This window comes from Microbacterium sp. HSID17254, assembly GCF_003989315.1.
Taxonomy (GTDB): domain Bacteria; phylum Actinomycetota; class Actinomycetes; order Actinomycetales; family Microbacteriaceae; genus Microbacterium.
In genome coordinates, this window is sequence record NZ_RBLT01000013.1 from 1 (window position 1) to 18164 (window position 18164).

At 71.7% G+C, this 18164-nt stretch carries 21 protein-coding genes; 11 read left to right on the top strand and 10 right to left on the bottom strand.

Annotation, left to right across the window (positions count from 1 at the left end; translation table 11 throughout):
- The 5 genes from D8M34_RS09705 to D8M34_RS09725 form a co-directional block, all read left to right on the top strand.
- Window positions 1-624 (top strand): ADP-dependent NAD(P)H-hydrate dehydratase (locus tag D8M34_RS09705; RefSeq protein ID WP_126893888.1); only part of this gene is annotated, 624 nt, incomplete at its 5' end.
- Window positions 621-1859 carry a hypothetical protein gene (locus D8M34_RS09710; protein WP_164498168.1) on the top strand — a complete coding sequence of 413 codons (1239 nt, stop codon included), beginning with the start codon at window positions 621-623 and terminating at the stop codon, window positions 1857-1859. The genes D8M34_RS09705 and D8M34_RS09710, both read left to right, overlap by 4 nt.
- A 4-nt stretch (window positions 1860-1863) precedes the next feature.
- Entirely contained in the window at window positions 1864-2196 is a 333-nt protein-coding gene (locus tag D8M34_RS09715; RefSeq protein WP_025103073.1) for a thiamine-binding protein, read from the top strand.
- 9 nt (window positions 2197-2205) lie between these two features.
- Window positions 2206-3435 (top strand): MFS transporter, encoded by a 1230-nt coding sequence (locus tag D8M34_RS09720; protein WP_126893889.1) that lies wholly within the window; start codon window positions 2206-2208, stop codon window positions 3433-3435.
- Between the two features lie 9 nt (window positions 3436-3444).
- Window positions 3445-4050, top strand: coding sequence for an NUDIX hydrolase (locus D8M34_RS09725; protein ID WP_126893890.1), 606 nt, complete (start codon window positions 3445-3447; stop codon window positions 4048-4050).
- A 6-nt stretch (window positions 4051-4056) separates the two neighbouring features.
- On the opposite strand, the gene metX is transcribed toward D8M34_RS09725, so the two are convergent.
- Window positions 4057-5262: a homoserine O-acetyltransferase MetX gene (gene metX, locus D8M34_RS09730; protein WP_126893891.1), complete on the bottom strand. Its 1206-nt coding sequence runs from the start codon at window positions 5260-5262 to the stop codon at window positions 4057-4059.
- A 105-nt stretch (window positions 5263-5367) separates the two neighbouring features.
- A complete protein-coding gene (locus D8M34_RS09735; protein WP_025103077.1) occupies window positions 5368-6690 on the bottom strand; it encodes a bifunctional o-acetylhomoserine/o-acetylserine sulfhydrylase in 1323 nt (440 codons plus the stop codon).
- Window positions 6691-6850: 160 nt separating this feature from the next.
- Between D8M34_RS09735 and D8M34_RS09740 the strand changes: the two genes are divergently transcribed.
- The 3 genes from D8M34_RS09740 to D8M34_RS09750 are packed head-to-tail and all read left to right on the top strand — an operon-like array spanning window position 6851 to window position 8968.
- A complete protein-coding gene (locus D8M34_RS09740) occupies window positions 6851-7633 on the top strand; it encodes an SDR family oxidoreductase (protein ID WP_172400126.1) in 783 nt (260 codons plus the stop codon).
- The gene (locus D8M34_RS09745; RefSeq protein ID WP_126893892.1) at window positions 7630-8349 is read left to right on the top strand and encodes a uracil-DNA glycosylase; all 720 of its coding nucleotides are present in this window, start codon (window positions 7630-7632) and stop codon (window positions 8347-8349) included. The genes D8M34_RS09740 and D8M34_RS09745 overlap by 4 nt, the downstream gene beginning before the upstream one ends.
- A 4-nt stretch (window positions 8350-8353) precedes the next feature.
- Window positions 8354-8968 (top strand): GNAT family N-acetyltransferase, encoded by a 615-nt coding sequence (locus D8M34_RS09750; protein WP_025103080.1) that lies wholly within the window; start codon window positions 8354-8356, stop codon window positions 8966-8968.
- Between the two features lie 87 nt (window positions 8969-9055).
- On the opposite strand, the gene D8M34_RS09755 is transcribed toward D8M34_RS09750, so the two are convergent.
- From D8M34_RS09755 to D8M34_RS09780, 6 genes are all read right to left on the bottom strand, one after another.
- Window positions 9056-9844 carry an ABC transporter ATP-binding protein gene (locus tag D8M34_RS09755; protein ID WP_126893893.1) on the bottom strand — a complete coding sequence of 263 codons (789 nt, stop codon included), beginning with the start codon at window positions 9842-9844 and terminating at the stop codon, window positions 9056-9058.
- Complete coding sequence (locus tag D8M34_RS09760) at window positions 9841-10632, bottom strand: ATP-binding cassette domain-containing protein (RefSeq protein ID WP_126893894.1); 792 nt, start codon at window positions 10630-10632, stop codon at window positions 9841-9843. Before D8M34_RS09760 ends, D8M34_RS09755 begins: the two co-directional genes overlap by 4 nt.
- The gene (locus D8M34_RS09765; RefSeq protein WP_126893895.1) at window positions 10629-11498 is read right to left on the bottom strand and encodes an ABC transporter permease; all 870 of its coding nucleotides are present in this window, start codon (window positions 11496-11498) and stop codon (window positions 10629-10631) included. The genes D8M34_RS09760 and D8M34_RS09765 overlap by 4 nt, the downstream gene beginning before the upstream one ends.
- Entirely contained in the window at window positions 11495-12445 is a 951-nt protein-coding gene (locus D8M34_RS09770; protein ID WP_071328318.1) for an ABC transporter permease, read from the bottom strand. The genes D8M34_RS09765 and D8M34_RS09770 overlap by 4 nt, the downstream gene beginning before the upstream one ends.
- A 16-nt stretch (window positions 12446-12461) precedes the next feature.
- Entirely contained in the window at window positions 12462-13979 is a 1518-nt protein-coding gene (locus tag D8M34_RS09775) for an ABC transporter substrate-binding protein (protein ID WP_126893896.1), read from the bottom strand.
- Window positions 13980-14071: 92 nt separating this feature from the next.
- Window positions 14072-14989, bottom strand: coding sequence for an alpha/beta fold hydrolase (locus tag D8M34_RS09780; RefSeq protein ID WP_126893897.1), 918 nt, complete (start codon window positions 14987-14989; stop codon window positions 14072-14074).
- A 177-nt stretch (window positions 14990-15166) separates the two neighbouring features.
- On the opposite strand from D8M34_RS09780, the gene D8M34_RS09785 reads away from it, so the two are divergent.
- From D8M34_RS09785 to D8M34_RS09795, 3 genes are read left to right on the top strand one after another with little or no spacing between them, the layout of a single operon-like run.
- Window positions 15167-15643, top strand: a complete 477-nt coding sequence (locus tag D8M34_RS09785) for a carboxymuconolactone decarboxylase family protein (protein ID WP_126893898.1) — start codon at window positions 15167-15169, stop codon at window positions 15641-15643.
- Complete coding sequence (locus tag D8M34_RS09790) at window positions 15640-16371, top strand: tyrosine-protein phosphatase (protein WP_126893899.1); 732 nt, start codon at window positions 15640-15642, stop codon at window positions 16369-16371. The genes D8M34_RS09785 and D8M34_RS09790 overlap by 4 nt, the downstream gene beginning before the upstream one ends.
- A gap of 33 nt (window positions 16372-16404) precedes the next feature.
- A complete protein-coding gene (locus D8M34_RS09795) occupies window positions 16405-16875 on the top strand; it encodes an SIP domain-containing protein (protein ID WP_025103089.1) in 471 nt (156 codons plus the stop codon).
- 1 nt (window position 16876) lies between these two features.
- On the opposite strand, the gene D8M34_RS09800 is transcribed toward D8M34_RS09795, so the two are convergent.
- Window positions 16877-17320, bottom strand: a complete 444-nt coding sequence (locus D8M34_RS09800) for a Fe-S oxidoreductase (RefSeq protein WP_126893900.1) — start codon at window positions 17318-17320, stop codon at window positions 16877-16879.
- Window positions 17317-18120 carry an arginase family protein gene (locus tag D8M34_RS09805; protein ID WP_126893901.1) on the bottom strand — a complete coding sequence of 268 codons (804 nt, stop codon included), beginning with the start codon at window positions 18118-18120 and terminating at the stop codon, window positions 17317-17319. The genes D8M34_RS09800 and D8M34_RS09805 overlap by 4 nt, the downstream gene beginning before the upstream one ends.
- Window positions 18121-18164 lie beyond the last annotated feature (44 nt).

An 18164-nucleotide genomic window follows, 5' to 3' on the forward strand; every position in this document is an offset into this window, starting at 1 on the left:
GCGGTGCTCGCCCGGCGCCCGGAGACCGTCGGTGGGCCAGATGCCGGACGCGCGCGGATCGGCGCCTGGGTGATCGGCTCCGGGACCGATCCGGACGACCGGAGCGCCGCGGAGGCGCAGGCGCTCCGGGAGATCGTCGACGGCGACGTCCCCGTGGTCATCGACGCCGGAGCGCTCGATCTGGCGCCGACCGCCCGCGCCCCGTTCGTCGCCACGCCGCACGGCCGCGAGTTCGCGCGACTTCGCGAGCGTGTCGGCATCGACGGGACCTCGGACGACCTCGCCGACGTCCGCGACGTGTCCGCCGCGATCGACGGCGTGGTGCTGCGCAAGGGCGCGCGCACCGTCCTCGCCGCACCTGACGGCACGCTCATCGCCGTCGAGGCGGGGACCGGCTGGCTCGCGACGGCCGGGACGGGGGACGTGCTGGCCGGGATCGTCGCCGCCGTGATCGCCGCGAATCCGGACGGCCCGCTCGTCGAGTCCGCCGCGGCGGCCGTCTGGCTGCACGGGCACGCCGCCCGCCTCGCCGCCGCGGCGACCGCGGGTGCGAGCGGTCATCCGATCGTGGCGCTCGACGTCGCGGAGGCGCTGCCCCGCGCGGTCGCGGACCTCCTGTCGTGAGGACCACGGCCCGGGGGAGCGTGCTCGCGCTGTGGATCGCCTTCCTCCTCGTCCACGTCCTCACCGCATGGCTGGGCTGGGTCTACCCGAGCCAGCCCATGGGGGACGTCGTCCTGGTCTACGAGCCCTGGGCGACGGCCGCGTGGAGCGGCGGGGAGATCGTGGGCGTCACGGAGTCCTGGGTGTATCCGCAGCTCGCGCTCCTGCCGATGATGCTCGCGGCCGTGCTCGCCGCCCCATTCCTCCCGCTGCTCGGCGTCTCCGGCGCCTACCTGATCGGGTGGGTGCTGCTGGTCACGGTGCTCGACGCCGTCGCCTTCGCCGTCCTCGTCGGGCGTGGACACGTGCGGTCGCGGCGCACCGCCGCGTGGTTCTGGTGCGCCGCGCTGCTGCTCCTCGGACCCATCGCGCTGTACCGCATCGATGCCGTCACCGTGCCGATCGCCGTCGTGGCCGGCCTCTGGCTGGTGACCCGCCCGACCATCGCCGCGGCGCTGCTGGCCATCGGCGCCTGGATCAAGATCTGGCCCGGTGCGCTCCTCCTCGCGGCGGTCGTGGGCGGGAGGGCGCGGCTGCGGATGCTCCTGGCCGCCGCGGTCGTCACCGCCGGTGTGGTGGTGGTGCTCCTGCTGCTCGGTGCCGACACCGAGATCCTCGGCGTCCTCACCGCGCAGACGGGCCGGGGACTCCAGATCGAGGCGGTCGCCGCGACGCCGTTCCTCTGGATGGCCGTGACGGGGGCCGCCCGCATCGAGTACAGCTACGACATCCTCACCTTCCAGATCGTCGCGCCGGGCGCGGAGGCCCTCGCGACGATCCTCACCCCGCTCCTGGTGCTCGCCGCCGCCGTCGTCACCGTCGTCGGCGGGGTCAAGGCCGTCCGTGGGGCGTCGTTCGCGCGACTCTTCCCGCCGCTGGCCCTGCTCCTGGTGACGGTGCTCATCGCCCTGAACAAGGTCGGCTCGCCGCAGTTCCAGACCTGGCTGCTCGCCCCCGTGATCCTGTGGCTCGTGCTCGACCGCCGCCGGGCGCGCACCGCCGCCGCCCTCGTGCTCGCCCTGTGCCTGCTCACCTGTCTCGTGTATCCGCTGAGCTATGACGGGCTGCTGCGTGCCGAAGCCGCCCCCGTCCTGCTGCTCACGATGCGCAACGTCCTGCTCGTCGTCCTCGCCGCCGTGAGCGCCGTCGCGCTCGCGCGGGTCCCCGCCGTCCGTCGTCCCCGAACCCAGGAGTGAACCCATGCTGATCGCCTTCTCCGTCGCCCCCAGCGGCACGCCCGCCGACGGTGCCGAGCGCACCGATGCCTCCGTGCACGACGCGGTCGCCGCGGCCGTGCGCGTCGTCCGCGCGTCGGGCCTCCCGCACCGCACGACGAGCATGTTCACCGAGATCGAGGGGCCCGACTGGGACACCGTCATGGACGTGGTCAAGCGCGCGACCGAGGCGGTGATGCCGTTCGGCTCCCGGGTGTCGCTCGTCCTCAAGGCGGACATCCGCCCCGGGTACACGGGAGAGCTCGACGCCAAGGTCGAGCGCCTGGAGGCGGCGATCGAGGAGTCCGACGACCGGTAAGCTGAACCGGTGAATCCCTCGACACCTTCGAGGGGTGCGGCGAAGTGGGCGCTCCTCTCCCTCGCCATAGGCAGTTTCGGCATCGGCATGACCGAGTTCGTGGTCATGGGCCTGCTGCCGAACATCGCCGCCGACCTCCTCCCGTCCGTCTGGGCGTCGAGCCAGGAGGAGGCACTGAGTCAGGCCGGCTGGCTGATCTCGCTGTACGCACTCGGCGTGGTCATCGGCGCCCCGACCATCGCCGGCTTCGTCGCCCGCTATCCGCGGCATCGGGTGATGATCGTGCTCGCCCTCGCGCTGACCGTCTTCAACGCCCTCACCGTGGTGCTGCCGACGTTCGAGCTCGTCGGGGTCTCGCGCTTCCTCGCCGGGCTCCCGCACGGCGCGTACTTCGGCATCGGCGCGCTGGTCGCCGCCGACGTGATGGGGCCGGGAAACCGTGCCAAGGGCGTCGCGTTCATCCTCACCGGTCTCACGGTCGCCAATGTCGTCGGCGTGCCACTGGGCACCTACCTCGGCCAGGAGTGGGGCTGGCGGGCCGCCTTCGCGGTCGTCGCGCTCGTCTTCGCGCTCGCCACTGTCTTCATCGCGCTGTTCGTGCCCGCGCACCCGGGGAACCCCGGACGCACGATGCGAGCGGAGCTCGGGGTGTTCCGCATCGGTCAGGTCTGGTTCACGCTCGGCGTCGGGGCGATCGGCTTCGGCGGGTTCTTCGCCGTCTACAGCTACATCGCCCCGCTCGTGACGGAGGTGGCCGGATCGCCGGACTGGGTCGTGCCGATCGTGCTCGTGCTCATGGGGCTCGGCATGACGGGCGGAAACCTCGTCGGCGGTCATCTGGCCGACATCGACCTCCGCCGGACGCTGCTGCTGGGCCTCGCCGCGATGGCCGTCGTGTTCGCCCTCCTCGCCGTGCTCTCGTTCTGGATCGTGAGCCTGAGCCTCGTGGTCGTCCTCGTCGGGTTCGTCTCGTCCGTGCTCAGCCCGACGATCCAGACGCGGTTGATGGACGTGGCCGGCGACAACCAGTCCATCGCGGCGGCCATGAACCACTCCGCCCTGAACATCGGCAACAGCCTCGGCGCCTTCCTCGGCGGCATCGTGATCGCGGTCGGCTGGGGCTTCACGGCACCGGCGTGGACCGGGGCGGTGCTCGCGGTGGCCGGACTCCTCATCGGCCTGGTGTCGTACCGCGTGGAGGCACGGCGGGTCGCGCAGACGCCGGTCCTCGCGTCGTAGAGTGACGGGGTGACCGCTCCCGACGACGACCTCCCCCTCGCCGGAACCGTCGTGCTGCTGCGCCCGAGTCCCGAGGGCTTCGATGTGCTGCTGCTGCGCCGTCCGTCGCGCGGCTCCTTCGCGGACGCCTGGGTGTTCCCCGGGGGGAAGGTCGAGCCGGAGGATCGGCGGGCGGGCGCGGCGGACGTCGAGGACGCGCGCCGGGGCGCCGCCCGGGAGACCGCGGAGGAGGTCGGACTCGTCGTCGACGACCTGGTGCCGCTGTCGGAGTGGCGCCCGCCCGCGGAGGCGCCCGTGCGGATCCGCACCTGGTTCTTCCTCGCCCTCGCGCCGGACGTCGAGCCGTCGCCTGCCGCCGACGAGGTCGTCGAGCTCGCCTGGGTGTCACCGGACACGGCCTTCGAGCGGCACGCGGCGGGGGAGTGGCGGCTCTTCCCGCCCACGTGGCTCACGCTGCATCGGCTCTCCGCCTTCACCGACGTCGAGGCCGCGCTGGCCTCCGGCGGAGCGGTCGAGCTGTTCCAGACGGAGATGCGCGACGGGGGCCGGGCGTTCGGCTGGGCGCAGGGGACCCTCCACGCCCACACCCTGCCGTGGCGGTTCGACCCGGCCTGACGCGGGTCAGGCGTCGAGCAGGCGCCGCAGGTGCGTGCCGACGGCGTCGGTCTCGATGAGGAACCCGTCGTGGCCGAAGTCGCTCGTGAGCACCACCGCCTCGCCGTCGAGCACGTTCCGGATGCTCCGGGCGATCCGCTGCTGACCGTCGACGGGGAAGAGGCGGTCGCTGTCGATGCCGAGGACGAGGGTCGTCGCGGTCACCGCCTTCAGGGCCTCCTCCACGCCGCCGCGGCCCCGGCCGACGTCGTGCGAGTTCATGGCCTCGACGAGGGTGATGTAGCTGTTGGCGTCGAAGCGGCGCGTGAACTTGTTCCCGTGGAAGTCGAGGTAGGACTCGACGGCGAAGCGTCCGCCGTGGCCGAGCGGCGATACGTCCGACTGCCAGGAGCGCTGGAAGCGCTGGTTGAGCTCGATCGGGCTGCGGTAGTTCAGCAGCGCCATGCGGCGGGCGAGGGCCAGGCCGCGGTGCGGGCCGTCGCCGTCCGCGAGGTCGTAGTACTCGCCGCCCTGGAAGCGCGGGTCCATGCGGATGGTCTCGAGCTGCACGGTGTTGAGCGCGATCTGGTCGGCGGTGGTGACCGGAGGCGAGGAGAGCACGGCGAGGCGCTGCACGCGGTCCGGCTGCGCCACGGCCCACTCGAGCGCATGCATGCCGCCCATCGAGCCGCCGATCACCGCCGCCCAGCTGTCGATGCCGAGCGCGTCGGCCAGGCGCACCTGCGCGGCCACCTGGTCGCGGATGGTGAGGTAGGGGAAGCGCGACGCCCACTCGTAGCCGTCCGGGGCGATGCTCGCGGGGCCGGTCGATCCCTGGCAGCCGCCGAGCATGTTCGGCGCGATCACGAACCACTCGTCGGTGTCGAGGGGCGCACCGGGGCCGACGACGTCCTCCCACCAGCCGGCGGTCGGGTGGCCGGCACCGGCCTCTCCGCGCACGTGGCTGTCCCCGGTGAGGGCGTGCAGGACGAGCACGGCGTTGTCGCGTGCGGCGTTGAGCTCCCCCCAGCTCTCGTACGCGAGGCGGATGCCGGGGAGCCGGGCTCCGCTCTCCGTGTCGAAGGCGCCGAACGCGGCGAACCGGCGGCCGCCGACGGGGTCGCCGTCGCGCCAGGCGCCGGTGGCCGGTGGCCGGGCACGGAGCAGCCGGACGTCGGCCTCCGTCACCGGTGCCGACGGCACCGTGTCCTCGGAGGTCGTCTGCCAGTCCATGTCTCCATTCTCGCCTGGCCGGTCGGTCCCGGCCCGCAGGTTACGACACCGGGGACGACGAAGGCCCCGGACCGTGCGGTCCGGGGCCTTCGCGGAGGCATGCGCTCAGGCGCGTGCGGCCTCGGAGACGGCGCGCGCGGCGGCGAGCGCCTGGTCGAGATCGGCCTTGAGGTCCTCGATGTTCTCGAGTCCCACGGACAGGCGCACGAGGCCGGGGGTCACGCCCGCGGTGAGCTGCTGCTCCGGGGTGAGCTGGGCGTGCGTCGTGGAGGCCGGGTGGATGACGAGCGAGCGCACGTCGCCGATGTTGGCGAGGTGGCTGAACAGGGAGAGGCTGTTGACGAACTCGCGTCCGGCCTCGACACCGCCCTTGAGCTCGAACGACAGCACGGCGCCGACACCCTTCGGGGCGTACTCGTTCGCCTTGGCGTACCAGGGCGAGGACGGCAGGCCGGAGTAATTGACCGCGGCCACGTCGTCGCGGCTGTCCAGCCACTCGGCGATCTCCTGGGCGTTCTGCACGTGGCGCTCGATGCGCAGCGACAGCGTCTCGACACCCTGGATGAGGTTCCACGCGCTCTGCGGGGCGATGGCCGAGCCGAGGTCGCGGAGCAGCTGGACCCGGGCCTTGATGATGTAGGCGAGCGGGTCGCCGACCGCGGCCGTGTAGCTGGCGCCGTGGTACGACGGGTCCGGCTCGGTGAGTCCGGGGAACTTCTCGACGTTCTCCGACCACGCGAAGGAGCCGCCGTCGATCACGACGCCGCCGATCGTGGTGCCGTGGCCGCCGAGGAACTTCGTGATCGAGTGGACGACGATGTCGGCGCCGTGCTCGAACGGACGGATGAGGTACGGGGTGGCGATCGTGTTGTCGACGATCAGCGGGACGCCGTTCTCGTGCGCGATGTCGGCGACCGTGCGGATGTCGAGCACGTTGATCTGCGGGTTGCCGATGGTCTCCGCGAAGAACAGCTTCGTGTTCGGGCGGACGGCGCGACGCCACTCCTCCGGGTCGTCCTGGTTCTCGACGAAGGTGACCTCGATGCCGAGCTTGGCGAGGGTGTACTTGAAGAGGTTGTAGGTGCCGCCGTAGATCGAGCTCGACGCGACGAAGTGGTCGCCGGCCTGCGCGATGTTGAGGATCGCGAAGGTCGAGGCGGCCTGGCCGCTGGAGAGGACGAGGGCGCCGGTGCCCCCTTCGAGCGCGGCGAGGCGCTGCTCCAGGACGTCCTGGGTCGGGTTCTGGATGCGGGTGTAGATGTTGCCGAACTCGGCGAGCGCGAAGAGGTTCGCGGCGTGGTCGGCGCTGTCGAACACGTAGGACGTGGTCTGGTAGATCGGCGTCGCCCTGGCCTTGGTGACGGGGTCGGGGGCGGCGCCCGAGTGGATCTGCTTGGTCTCGAAACGCCAGGTCTCGGGTGCGGACATGTGTTCCCCCTGGAACGGTCGGAAGGTCGGATGGGCTGGTGCCCTTGCAGCGAGAGTACGGAATATCGGTCCGTGTCAACAACGACCGGGAAATGTGACGTAACACGGCGAGGGGGCCGGGAACGGGCGGAACCCGCGCGGACATCGTACGGTGGAGGACATGGCCAACAGACGTGCAGTGGTGACAGGTGCGAGTTCCGGGATCGGTCAGGCGACGGTGCGGGTGCTGCGGTCGCGCGGGTGGGACGTCGTCGGCGTCGCGCGCCGTGCCGACCGGCTCGCCGCGCTGTCCGCGGAGACGGGGGCGTCGACCATCGCCTGCGATCTGACCGACGACGCGGCGGTGGCGGCGCTCCTCGGGGAGCTCGAGCGCACCGGACCCGTGCACGCCCTCGTCCAGGTCGCCGGTGGCGCGCGGGGGACCGACCGCGTCGAGGATGCCGCGCTCGCCGACTGGCAGTGGATGTACGACGCGAACGTCCTCGCGACCCAGCGCCTCGTCGCCGGATTGCTCCCGATGCTCCGTCGCACCGCGGACGTGGACGGCCATGCCGACCTCCTGTTCGTGACCTCGACGGCCGCGCAGACCGCCTACCCGGGCGGCGCGGGCTACAACGCGGCGAAGGCGGCCGAGGCGATGCTCGTCCGTGCGCTGCGTCAGGAGCTGAACGGCGAGCCGCTCCGGGTGGCCGAGGTCGCTCCCGGGATGGTGCACACGGAGGAGTTCACGCTGAACCGGCTTGGGGGCGACGCCGTCGCCGCGGAGGCCGTGTACTCCGGGGTCGAGGCGCCCCTTCGCGCCGAGGACGTGGCGGACGTGATCGCCTACGCTCTGGACGCTCCCGCCCACGTGAACCTCGACCTCGTCACGATGCGGCCCGTCGCCCAGTCGGCGCAGCACCTGCTCGCGCGAGGCCCGCTGCGGGTCCGGCCCGTCGAGTGAGCGGAGGACGCACCCTCGCGGAGCTCGCCGACGAGGGACTGATCGACGCGGGATGGGCGGAGGCGCTGGCCCCGGTGCAGGACACCATCACGGCGCTCGGGGAGCGGCTGCGCGCCGAGCAGGCGGCCGGTCACGGATACCTTCCCGCGGGGCCGAACGTGCTGCGCGCCTTCCAGCGTCCACTCGCCGACGTGCGTGTGCTCATCACGGGCCAGGACCCCTATCCGACCCCCGGGCACCCGATCGGGCTGTCGTTCGCCGTGGACCGCGATGTGCGGCCCCTGCCGCGGAGCCTGACGAACATCTACAAGGAGCGGGAGGCCGACCTCGGCCTCCCGCCCGCACCGCACGGAGACCTCACCGCGTGGAGCGATCAGGGCGTGCTGCTGCTCAACCGCGTCCTGACGGTGCGCCCCGGAGCGGCCGCCTCCCACCGCGGCTGGGGATGGGAGCAGGTGACGGAGCTCGCGATCCGCACCCTCGTGGCCCGGGAGCAGCCGCTCGTCGCGATCCTCTGGGGGCGTGACGCGGTGAACCTCCAGCCCCTCCTCGGCGACACCCCCGTGATCGCCTCGGCGCATCCGTCCCCTCTCTCCGCGAGCCGTGGCTTCTTCGGCTCCCGGCCCTTCTCCCGCGCGAACGCGCTCCTGGAGGGGCTCGGCAGTGCTCCGGTGGACTGGAGGGTGGAGGGCGAGGGGTCCGGCTCTCTAAGCTGAGCGCATGCAGTTCGAGCCGGGCGACCGCCGCCGCGTTCTCCCGCGTCATCTGCGACCGGCGACCGCGCCGGACACGTTCTCCTACGTCATCAGACCGGCACGCGCGGCGGATCTGCCGCACGTGCGGGAGATCTACAACCACTTCGTCAGCAATTCGGCCGTCACCCTGGACGAGCGCCGCAGCAGCATCCCGTACTGGCGGGACAAGTTCACCCTGCTGGAGCGGCTCGGGCTGCCGTTCCTCGTGGCGGTGTCGCCCTCCGGCGCCATCCTCGGGTATGCGCTCGCGCAGCCGTGGGCGGGCAAGAACGCGTACCGGTACACGGTCGAGGACTCGATCTACCTCGGTCCCGGCGCGGCCGGCAAGGGTCTCGGGTCGGCCCTTCTGCAGGCGCTGATCGCCGCGTGCGAGCAGCGGGGGCTCCGGGAGATGGTCGCCGTCATCAGCGACCAGGGTGCGGAGGCCTCGATCCGGCTGCACGAGAAGCTGGGGTTCGTGGAGGCCGGTCGCATGGGGCGCGTCGGCCATAAGTTCGGCCGCGACCTCGGCACCGTCTACCTGCGCCGGGTACTCCGCCCGTCCCGCCCTCGCCGTCGCCTCTCGCTCTTCCCGCGCTGACCCCTCGCCCCACCCCCTTGCGTGCCTCCCACCCCGTTGCGGGCGCACGCAAAGGGCCGGGGTGGCCGCAAAGGGGTGGGTCGGCGATCAGGCGTCGGGGATGACGGGGATCGCGGAGAGCAGGGTGCGGGTGTAGTCGGCGGTCGGGTGGAGCAGCACGTCGCGCGTCGGACCGCGCTCGACGATGCGGCCGTCCTTCATGACGACGACCGTGTCGCAGAGGTTCTGCACCACGCCGATGTCGTGCGACACGAGCAGCAGCGTGAGCTCGTCGGCGACTCGGAGTTCCGCGAGGAGCTCGAGGATCTGTGCGCGCACCGTGACGTCCAGCGCCGATAGCGGCTCGTCGCCCACGAGGATCCGCGGACGATGGACGAGCGCGCGGGCGAGAGCGATCCGCTGCCGCTGCCCGCCGGAGAACTCGTGCGGATAGCGATCGCCCATCTCCGGGTCCAGGCCGACCCGGGCGATGACCTCGCGCACCCGTGCCCGATGGTCGCCGTCGATGCCGAGGGCCCACAACGGCTCCCGCACGATCTGCCCCGCCGTCATCCGAGGGTCGAGGGAGGCGTAGGGATCCTGGAAGACGAGACCCGTCTGCCGGCGCAACCAGTGCAGAGATCGCGCGGAGGCGCCGGCGTCGACGATCCGGCCGTCCACCGACACGGTGCCCGCGGACGGTCGGTCGAGGCCCAGCAGGAGTCGCACGAGCGTCGACTTCCCCGAGCCGGACTCGCCGATGATCCCCAGGGAGGCGCCCTCGGGCACGTCGAGGTCGGTCGGCTGGAGCGCCGTCTGCCGCCGCGTGCGCTCGAACGCCGTCCGCTTCGGCACGACGAAGTCCCGTCGCAGCCCGCGCGCTTCGATGAGGCTCATGCCTCTCCTCCCTCGGGCCGCCACAGCGTCGCGGTCGCGTCCCGCAGCAGCCCCTGCGTGACAGGAGAGGTCGGCGCGGTCAGCAGCCGTGACACCGGTGCGCTCTCGACGACCCGACCGTGCTCCAGCACGACGCCCTCGGTCGCAACCTGGGACAGCACCGCGAGGTCGTGCGTGATGAACAGGAGCGACATGCCCTCGTCGGCGACGAGCCCGAGCAGCAGCGACAGGATCTCGGCCTGGATCGTCACGTCGAGGGCCGTCGTGGGCTCGTCCGCGATCAGCAGCCGCGGACGGCAGGCGAGGGCCATCGCGATCGCGACGCGCTGCCGCTGGCCGCCGGAGAGCTGGTGCGGATACCGGTCGACGATGGTCTCCGGGTCGGGGAGTCGCACGCGGGCGGCTTCCGCGATCGCCCGGTCACGGGCCTCGCGCCGGCCCAGGCCTTCGTGGATGCGGATGGACTCCGCGATCTGGCGGCCGACCGTCCGGATCGGGTTGAGCGCCGTCCGGGGTTCCTGGAACACGATGCCGATGTCGTCGCCGCGCAGCCGGGCGAGTTCACGGTCCGGCATCCCGATCAGCTCGGTGCCGTCCCACCGGATGCTCCCGCGTGCCGTCGCCCCCTCCGGCAGCAGCCCGAGCACGGCGAGCGCCGTGAGGGACTTGCCGGAGCCCGACTCGCCGATCACCCCGAGGCGGGTGCCGTCGGGGACCTGGAGCGAGACGCCGTCGACCACGCGGCGTCCGTCGATCTCGATGACGAGATCCTCGACCGTCAGACTCATGCGACCACCGCCGGTGTGTGCGTCTCGGCGGCACGGTGCCGCAGGGTGGGGTCCGTGGCTTCGCGGAGCCCGTCGCCGAGCAGGTTGAGGGCGAGCACGGTCAGGGTGATCGTGAGCCCGGGCCAGATCACGGTGAGAGGGTGCACGCCGATGTAGCGCTGGAGATCCGCGAGCAGCAGCCCCCAGCTCGGTTCGACGACCGAGGCCCCGAAGCCGAGGTACGACAGGCCGGCCTCCGCGAGGACGGCCACGGCCATCGACCACGAGAGCTGCACGATGAACACCGGAGCCACGTTCGGGAGGAGATGACGGACGAGGCTCTGCGCGGGGGTGAGGCCGGACGCGCGCGCGGCGAGCACGAAGTCGCTCTGCTGCACGCGGCGGAGCTCCGGCCGCGTGACCCGCGCGATGTTCACGCCGAACCCGATCCCCACCGCCCAGATCACGACCCAGAGCGATCCGCCCCACACCGACGAGATCATCATCGCGATCAGCAGCACGGGGAAGGCGATGAGGATGTCGACGAACACGGCGACCGTCTCCCGCACGAGCCGGGTGGTCAGGGCGCCGAGGGCGGCGAGGGCGATGCCGACGACGGTGGCCACGAGTCCCGCGCCGACACTGACGAAGACCGTGGTCCGCGCGCCCGCCATGAGCAGGCTCAGGATGTCGCGTCCCGTGTCGTCCGTCCCGAGCAGGTGCGGCCAGCCCGGCGGCAGCCAGCGGTCGCCGATGTTCGAGGCCCGCGGGTCGAACGGCGTCCAGAAGAGGGACACGACGGCCGCCAGGGCGACGATGGCGATGACGATCAGTCCGAAGCGGCCGGTCGAGGTCCGCCAGAGCCGAGGGAACCAGCGCGCGCTCATGCGGCCTCCCGCTGTCGAGGGTCGATCGCCCGGTGCAGCAGATCCACGAGGAAACCGACCACCAGCACGAAGCCGGTCAGCACGAGCAGCTCGCTCTGCACCTTGACGAGGTCGCGGGTGCCGACGTCGGTCACGAGCATGCGGCCGATGCCCGGAAGCGTGAACAGCTGCTCGATCACGACCGAGCCGACGATGATCCCGGCGACCTGGAGGCCGAGGACCGTGATGATGGAGAGCCCGACCGCCGGGATGCCGTGCTGGATGAGGGCGCGGGTCTTCGTCAGACCCTTGGCGGCCGCGGTGCGGACGAAGTCCTGTCCGGCGGCCTGCAGGGTCGCGCTGCGCACGAAGCGCATCAGCATGGCGCCCTCGACGATGCCGATCGTGAGGGCGGGCAGCAGCAGCGCCTCGATCGCTCTGCCCGGTGTCGACCACCCGGTGCGGGGGAAGCCCTGGGGCGGCAGCCAGCCGAGCCACACGGAGAACACGACGATCAGCATCATGCCCGCCCAGACGACGGGGACGGCCGCGAGAGCCTGCGCGCCCACGCTGAGCGCCGTGCCGTCGCGGTGGCCGCGACGCAGGGCGGCGAGGATCCCGAACGGCACGGCGATGAGCACGGCGATCACCAGCGACATGATCCCGAGCGGAACCGTGACCTGTGCCTTCAGCAGCAGCTCCTCGCCGACGGAGGCGCCGGACAGCAGCGACGTGCCCAGGTCGCCGCGGAGGATGCCGCCGATCCAGTCGGCGTACTGCGCGAGCAGAGGCTGGTTCAGCCCCAGCGACTCCCGCAGCGCCTCGACCTCGGCGGGGGAGGCCTGGGTGCCGGCGATGAGCTGGGCCACGTCGCCGGGGAAGACGCGCAACGTGAGAAAGATGAGCGCGCTCGACACGAGGAGCCCTGCGATCAGCAGGGCTCCTCGGACGAGCGCGTAACGCAGCACGGAGCGTCGACCGTCGTCAGCTCGCGGCGGAGACGGTCACACCCGCGAGGTCGATGCGCGAGTTGATCGAGTCCTCCGGGAAGCCGCTGACGACCGGATTCACGGCGGTGATGGTCTGACCGTTGTAGAGCCAGTCCGCCGCGTGGTCCTCGGAGACGATCCGGGCCGCCTCGGCGAGGAGCTTCGCGGAGGCCTCGGGATCGACCTCGGCCAGCGCCTGCGTGTAGAGGTCCTGCACCTCGGCGTTGTCGTAGCCGAAGTAGTAGTCCGGGTTGGCGAAGTTGCCGAAGTCCCGCGGCTCGACATGCAGGACGAAGCTGAGGTCGTAGTCCTTGTTGGTGTACACGTCCTCGAGCCAGGTCGGGAACTCCACGGAGTCGACCTCGAGGTTCACACCCACCTTGTCGAAGTCCGAGATGAGCACCTTCGGGACGGTGGTTCCGTAGAACGACGGGATCGTCAGAGTGAGGTCGAGGTCCTCCTGGCCTGCCTCGGCGAGCAGCTCCTTGGCCCGCTCGGGGTCGTAGGAGATGACGTCGGAGAGGTCCTCGTAGCCGGGGTCGAGCTCGGGGATGGGGCCGTACAGCGGGGTACCGGCGCCGACGGCCTCGATGAGCGCCTCATGGTCGATCGCCAGGCGCAGGGCCTCGCGCACGCGCACGTCGTCCAGCGGCGCCTTCTTGTTGTTGAAGGCGAGCGTGGCCTTGTCGGTCGTGCGGCCCGTCGTGAGCGTGAAGTCGCCCGAGTCCTCGAGCTGCGGAGCCAGGTTCGGGTCGACGGCGGTGAGCACGTCGACGTCGCCGGCGAGCGCCGCGTTCACCCCCGCCGTGAAGTCGGGGATGTACTGGAACTCGACCTCGGCCACGCCGGCCGGCTCGCCCCAGTACTCGTCGTTGCGGGCGAAGGTGATCGTGCTGCCCTTGTTCCAGCGCGTGAGGGTGAACGGACCGGTGCCGTTCTCCGCGGTCTTCAGATCGGTGGTGTCGCCGTCCTTGAACACGAGCCCGGCGGGGCCGGTGAGGGCGAAGAGGAAGTTCTGGTTCGGCTCGGACAGCACGATCTCGACGGTCGTGTCGTCGGGAGCCGAGATCGAGGAGACGGACGCGAACTCCGCGTTGCCCTGCACCGTGTCATCGGTGCGGACGGTCTCGTAGGAGGAGACGACGTCGGCCGCCGTCAGGGGCGAGCCGTCGTGGAAGGTGATCCCGTCGTTGAGGGTGAAGGTGTACGTGAGGCCGTCGTCCGACACCTCGTACTCCGAGGCGAGCCGCTCCACGATCTCGTTCTCCTGGGTGCGGCTGACCAGTCCCTCGTAGATGTTGTCGATGAGGATCTGCTCCAGCGCGGCACCGCTGGTGTGCCGGATGTCGAGGTTGGTGGGCTCGAGCACGAGACCGACGTGCAGGGTGGCGTCGGGGTCGGGCTCGCCGCCCGTGGACGGGGCAGGCTCGGCGGAGCCGGAGCAGGCGCTGAGGATCACGGCGGTAGCCGCGAGCGCGGAGATCAGCGCGAGGCGTCGATGACGTCGGAACATGGGTGTTTCCTCTCGGTGCGGCAGGTGCTGTGTGCCGGTGGGACGAGCCTAGGGTCGGGCGGGATTCGGCGCGGCGGACGTGGAACGGAGCGTCATATTCCGGCCGCGGTCGCCGAACCGACGAGCAGGGCGAGGTCTCGGGGCGCCGTCTCCTGCACATTGTGCGTGGCGTCCATCGCGACGACCCGCGCTTCCGGGAGGCGGCGCTGGAACTCCTCCGCGTCGGCAGCGCTCACGAAGCCCCGCTCGGCGCGGACGAGCGTGACGGGCGCGGTGACCGCCGCCAGATCGTCCCAGCCGGTCTCATGCAGGACCGACGGCGCCGTCGGGGTGCCGGGGTCGTGGGCGGCCAGAGCGGTGGCGGCGAGGTGGGCGAAGTGGTGCTTCCACTCGACGCGGCCGTCCGCGCGGACACGGGTGTTCAGGAAGACACCGCGCTCGGTCTCGGGGCGAGTGCCGCCGAACCCCAGGGCCATCGCCTTGTCGACGAGCTCGTCGCGGGTCGCGAAGTCCGTGGGCCCGGCGTAGAACTCCCGGAGCGCCGCGGGGCCGGCGGACACGTCGATCCCGGGCGTGATGTCGACGACGATCAGAGCGGCCACGAGGTCGGGCCGCGCCGCGGCGACGGCGGCGCCGGTGAGACCGCCGAGCGACTGTCCCACCAGGATCTGCGGCGCGGAGACCCACGCGTCCAGAGCGGCGACGACGTCGGCGGCGAGGGTGCGGGGGGAGTAGTCCGCGTCGTCGCGCCAGGAGGAGTCGCCGTGGCCGGCGAGGTCGATCGCCAGGAGCGGCTGCCCCAGCGCCAGCGCCGTCGTGTCCCACGTGTGGGCATTCAGACCGGCGCCGTGCAGCAGGGTGATGCGCGGCGGCTCGGACCCGAAGCGCAGCCCGCTCACGACGCGACCCTCGGGGAGGGGGAGCGTCAGGCGCTCCACGGTCGGAAGCGGAACGCCGAGCGCGTCGGCCTGCGCGGGAAGATAGGAGAACTCGCTGGTGTCGATCGCCACGCGGCTATTCTGCGCCCCGTTTCGACCTCGCGGGAAATGCCGGAGCAAAGTGACAAGATACGAGGTGGAATTACGGGTCGATATGCAGCAGGATCACGCCTGGAGATTGGCAGTGTGCATTTCGGTGAGGCCGGTCCCACACCGTCTCCCGCGCCCGGCGCCGAATATCATGGAGGTATGACCGAACAGCGCGTGCACCTGTCCAAGACGGAGCCTGCGGCCTATCAGGCCCTCGACGCCTTCTCGAAGACGGTCGGCACGATCTGCGCCGAGAACGGGATCAACGACCGCCTGAAGGAGATCGTCATGATCCACTGCTCGCAGCTGAACGGCTGCAGCTACTGCACGCGGGTGCACGTGGACCGGGCGGTCGCCGCCGGGCTGGACGTCGACACGATCAGCCAGATCGCCGTGTGGCGGGAGAGCGGTGTGTTCAGCGATCGGGAGCGTGCCGCGCTCGAACTGGCGGAAGCCTTCACCTTCATCGCGGAGGACGGCATCTCGGACGAGGTCTACGACCTGGTCGGGAGTGTGTTCACCGAGAAGGAGTACGCCGCGTTGAGCTGGGCGTGCGTGTCGATCAACGCCTTCAACCGCATCGTCATCGCCGGGCGCTACCCGGTGCCCCCGCGCGGCCCCCAGGCGGGCGCGTGACGATCCTGGACGTCGAGGGCGTCACGAACGTCCGCGACGTCGGCGGGATCCCCGCGGAGGGTGGACGCATCCGCCCCGGCGTCCTGCTGCGTTCCGGCCAGCTCTCCACGGCGACCACGAACGGCGCGGCGCTCCTGCGGGCGACGGTGCGTCACATCGTCGACCTCCGCGACGGGGAGGAGGTCGCCGCGGAACCGAGCGAGATCGAGGGCCCGGAGACGACTCACCTGCCGCTGTTCCTCGGGTCCGTGCGCTCCTTCTTCGAATCCGATACGAGTCTCGACGACCTGTACCTGCATCTCCTGGAGGAGAGCGGGGAGCGCCTGGTCGCCGCTATCCGGGTGATCGCCGCGGGCGAGCCGACCCTGGTGCACTGCACGGTGGGCAAGGACCGCACGGGCGTGACGGTCGCGCTGGCGCTCTCGGCGGTCGGCGCCGATCGTGATGCCGTCATCGCCGACTACGCCCTCACCGAGTCGCAGCTGCCCGCCGAACGGTCGCGGCGCATCGCCGCCTATCTGCGGAGCCAGCACCCTGAGGCGCTGCACGCGGTGGATCTGGCCACCCGCTCGCCCGCCGAGGTGATGCGTCGCCTGCTGGCCCAGGTCGACGAGCGGTGGGGGTCGGCCGCCGGCTACCTGCGCGCGAACGGCATGACAGAAGAAGAGCTCACCGCGCTGCGCGAGGCCCTCGTCGAGCCCGTGACGGAAGAAGGCGTCGAAGGTTAGGCAAGCCTTCGCTTGGTGTACGATGGGATCACCATGGACACCACGCTCGACACCCGAGGCACGCGTGCGGCTCGCCGCGCGGCGCGCCGTCGCGCACACCACCTGGTGACCGCCGACGAGCACTCGCTGCTCGATCTCGAGGCGTTCCTCGCGACCCTCCCGCTGTGCGCGTCCGGTCGCATCTTCATCGAGGTTCCCGACGTCTCCGACATCGGCGTCATCCACGCGCCCGGTCGCATGACAGTCACCTGGCTCGCCCGCTCCGCTCGCTCCGGAGCCCCGGGAAGCGGTCGCGGCTGCGCGCCAGGGCAGGCCCTGGCCCGAGCCACCTGCGCATGGGCCGACGAGATGCTCGTCGACGACGAGGTCGAGACGCACGTCACGCTGCTCGGGGGCTACCTCGGCACGGCCGACATCGTCGAGCACCTCACCGACCGCCTCGGCGTGGCCGTGAACCGGATCCGCGTGCCGGAGCGCTTCGGACTGCTCCCCGTCGAGGGCTGAGTCAGCGGGGGCGGCGCACGTAGTTGCCGTCTTCCAGCCCCGCTTCGATCTCGAAGCGGTTCCGCAGCGGGTCGCGTCCTGCGAAGAGATAGAGCACCGGCATCAGGAAGCCGTAGCGCAGCCACTGCTGCTTGTGCACGGCCTCGTGGCGCAGCACCGCGTCCGTGGGCCGCGCGTCGCCGGTGAGGAAGCACCCGCCCACGCAGACGCCGCCGCGGTGGAAGGTCCATCGGGGCATACCCCGGAACACCCAGAGACCGCCGCGCCGTTCGATCGGGCCGGTGCTCCACAGAGCGCCCCAGATCCAGCCGACGGCCGTGCCCCAGAGGTAGCCCAGGCGGCTGATCGGGGAGCGCAGCAGGAAGGAGGGGATGCGGCGGTCCGACCGTCGTCCGCGGGCGAGGCGTCTCGCCGCGACGGCCTCCCACCCCGGCGCCGGGCTCACGCGACGGCTCCGACGAGGCGCAGGATCGCTCCGAGGTCGTCGACGGCGTCGGCCGGAGTGCGGGGGGCGAAGCCCGCGATGGTCGCCCCGGCGAGGGGGACGCGGCTCCGGAGCTCCCGGATCGCCGTGCTCAGGGACGCGGAGGTCACGCCGAAGGGCACGGCGGCGGAGACTCCGGTGAACGACGCCGGGTCGAGGACGTCGACGTCGATGTGCACCCACACCCGCTGCGCCCCCGTGGCCTGCACGGCGTCGGCGAGCGCCGCCGGGTCGTCCAGATCGGCCACCCCGAGATTCCGGAGGCGGTCCCATTCGCCGGTCTCGGCCTCGTCGAGGTTCCGGACACCCACGGTGACGACACGATCCCGGGGGATGCCGGGGGACAGGGCGAGCTGCGGTTCTCCCTCACCGAGGACGGCACGCAGCGCCATGCCGGAGAAGGCCCCGGACGGCGAGGTGTCCGGCGTGTGCAGATCGCCGTGCGCATCGCACCAGACCACGGCGAGGTCGTCGGTCCCGCCGGGGAGCGTGTCGAGGGCGGCGACGGTGATGCTGCAGTCGCCGCCGATCAGCACGGTTCCGGCTTCGAGATGTCCGGCGACGAGCTCCCGCGTACGTGCGAGGGCGCTGAGCCGCCGGACGCCCGTGCCCAGCGCCTCGCCGGCTTCGACCGGAACGTCGAGGACGGTCGTCGCCGCACGCGGCAGATCGCCGGCGATCGCCGACGCGCCGTCGACGAGGAGCATCGCGCGCGCGGCGGGTGAACCCTGCCACTGCGGCATGACCAGGAAACGCACCATGGGAGACCTCCCGGAGACGGAACCGCGAATGCCCGGGCGTGCGC

Coding starts and splice junctions, on each gene's coding strand:
- D8M34_RS09760 (WP_126893894.1), bottom strand. CDS start 10,632: ATGAGTCTGACGGTCGAGGATCTCGTCATCGAGATCGACGGACGCCGC.
- D8M34_RS09735 (WP_025103077.1), bottom strand. CDS start 6,690: ATGTCCGCACCCGAGACCTGGCGTTTCGAGACCAAGCAGATCCACTCG.
- D8M34_RS09785 (WP_126893898.1), top strand. CDS start 15,167: ATGACCGAACAGCGCGTGCACCTGTCCAAGACGGAGCCTGCGGCCTAT.
- D8M34_RS09755 (WP_126893893.1), bottom strand. CDS start 9,844: ATGAGCCTCATCGAAGCGCGCGGGCTGCGACGGGACTTCGTCGTGCCG.
- D8M34_RS09740 (WP_172400126.1), top strand. CDS start 6,851: ATGGCCAACAGACGTGCAGTGGTGACAGGTGCGAGTTCCGGGATCGGT.
- metX (WP_126893891.1), bottom strand. CDS start 5,262: ATGGACTGGCAGACGACCTCCGAGGACACGGTGCCGTCGGCACCGGTG.
- D8M34_RS09795 (WP_025103089.1), top strand. CDS start 16,405: ATGGACACCACGCTCGACACCCGAGGCACGCGTGCGGCTCGCCGCGCG.
- D8M34_RS09750 (WP_025103080.1), top strand. CDS start 8,354: ATGCAGTTCGAGCCGGGCGACCGCCGCCGCGTTCTCCCGCGTCATCTG.
- D8M34_RS09805 (WP_126893901.1), bottom strand. CDS start 18,120: ATGGTGCGTTTCCTGGTCATGCCGCAGTGGCAGGGTTCACCCGCCGCG.
- D8M34_RS09775 (WP_126893896.1), bottom strand. CDS start 13,979: ATGTTCCGACGTCATCGACGCCTCGCGCTGATCTCCGCGCTCGCGGCT.
- D8M34_RS09765 (WP_126893895.1), bottom strand. CDS start 11,498: ATGAGCGCGCGCTGGTTCCCTCGGCTCTGGCGGACCTCGACCGGCCGC.
- D8M34_RS09715 (WP_025103073.1), top strand. CDS start 1,864: ATGCTGATCGCCTTCTCCGTCGCCCCCAGCGGCACGCCCGCCGACGGT.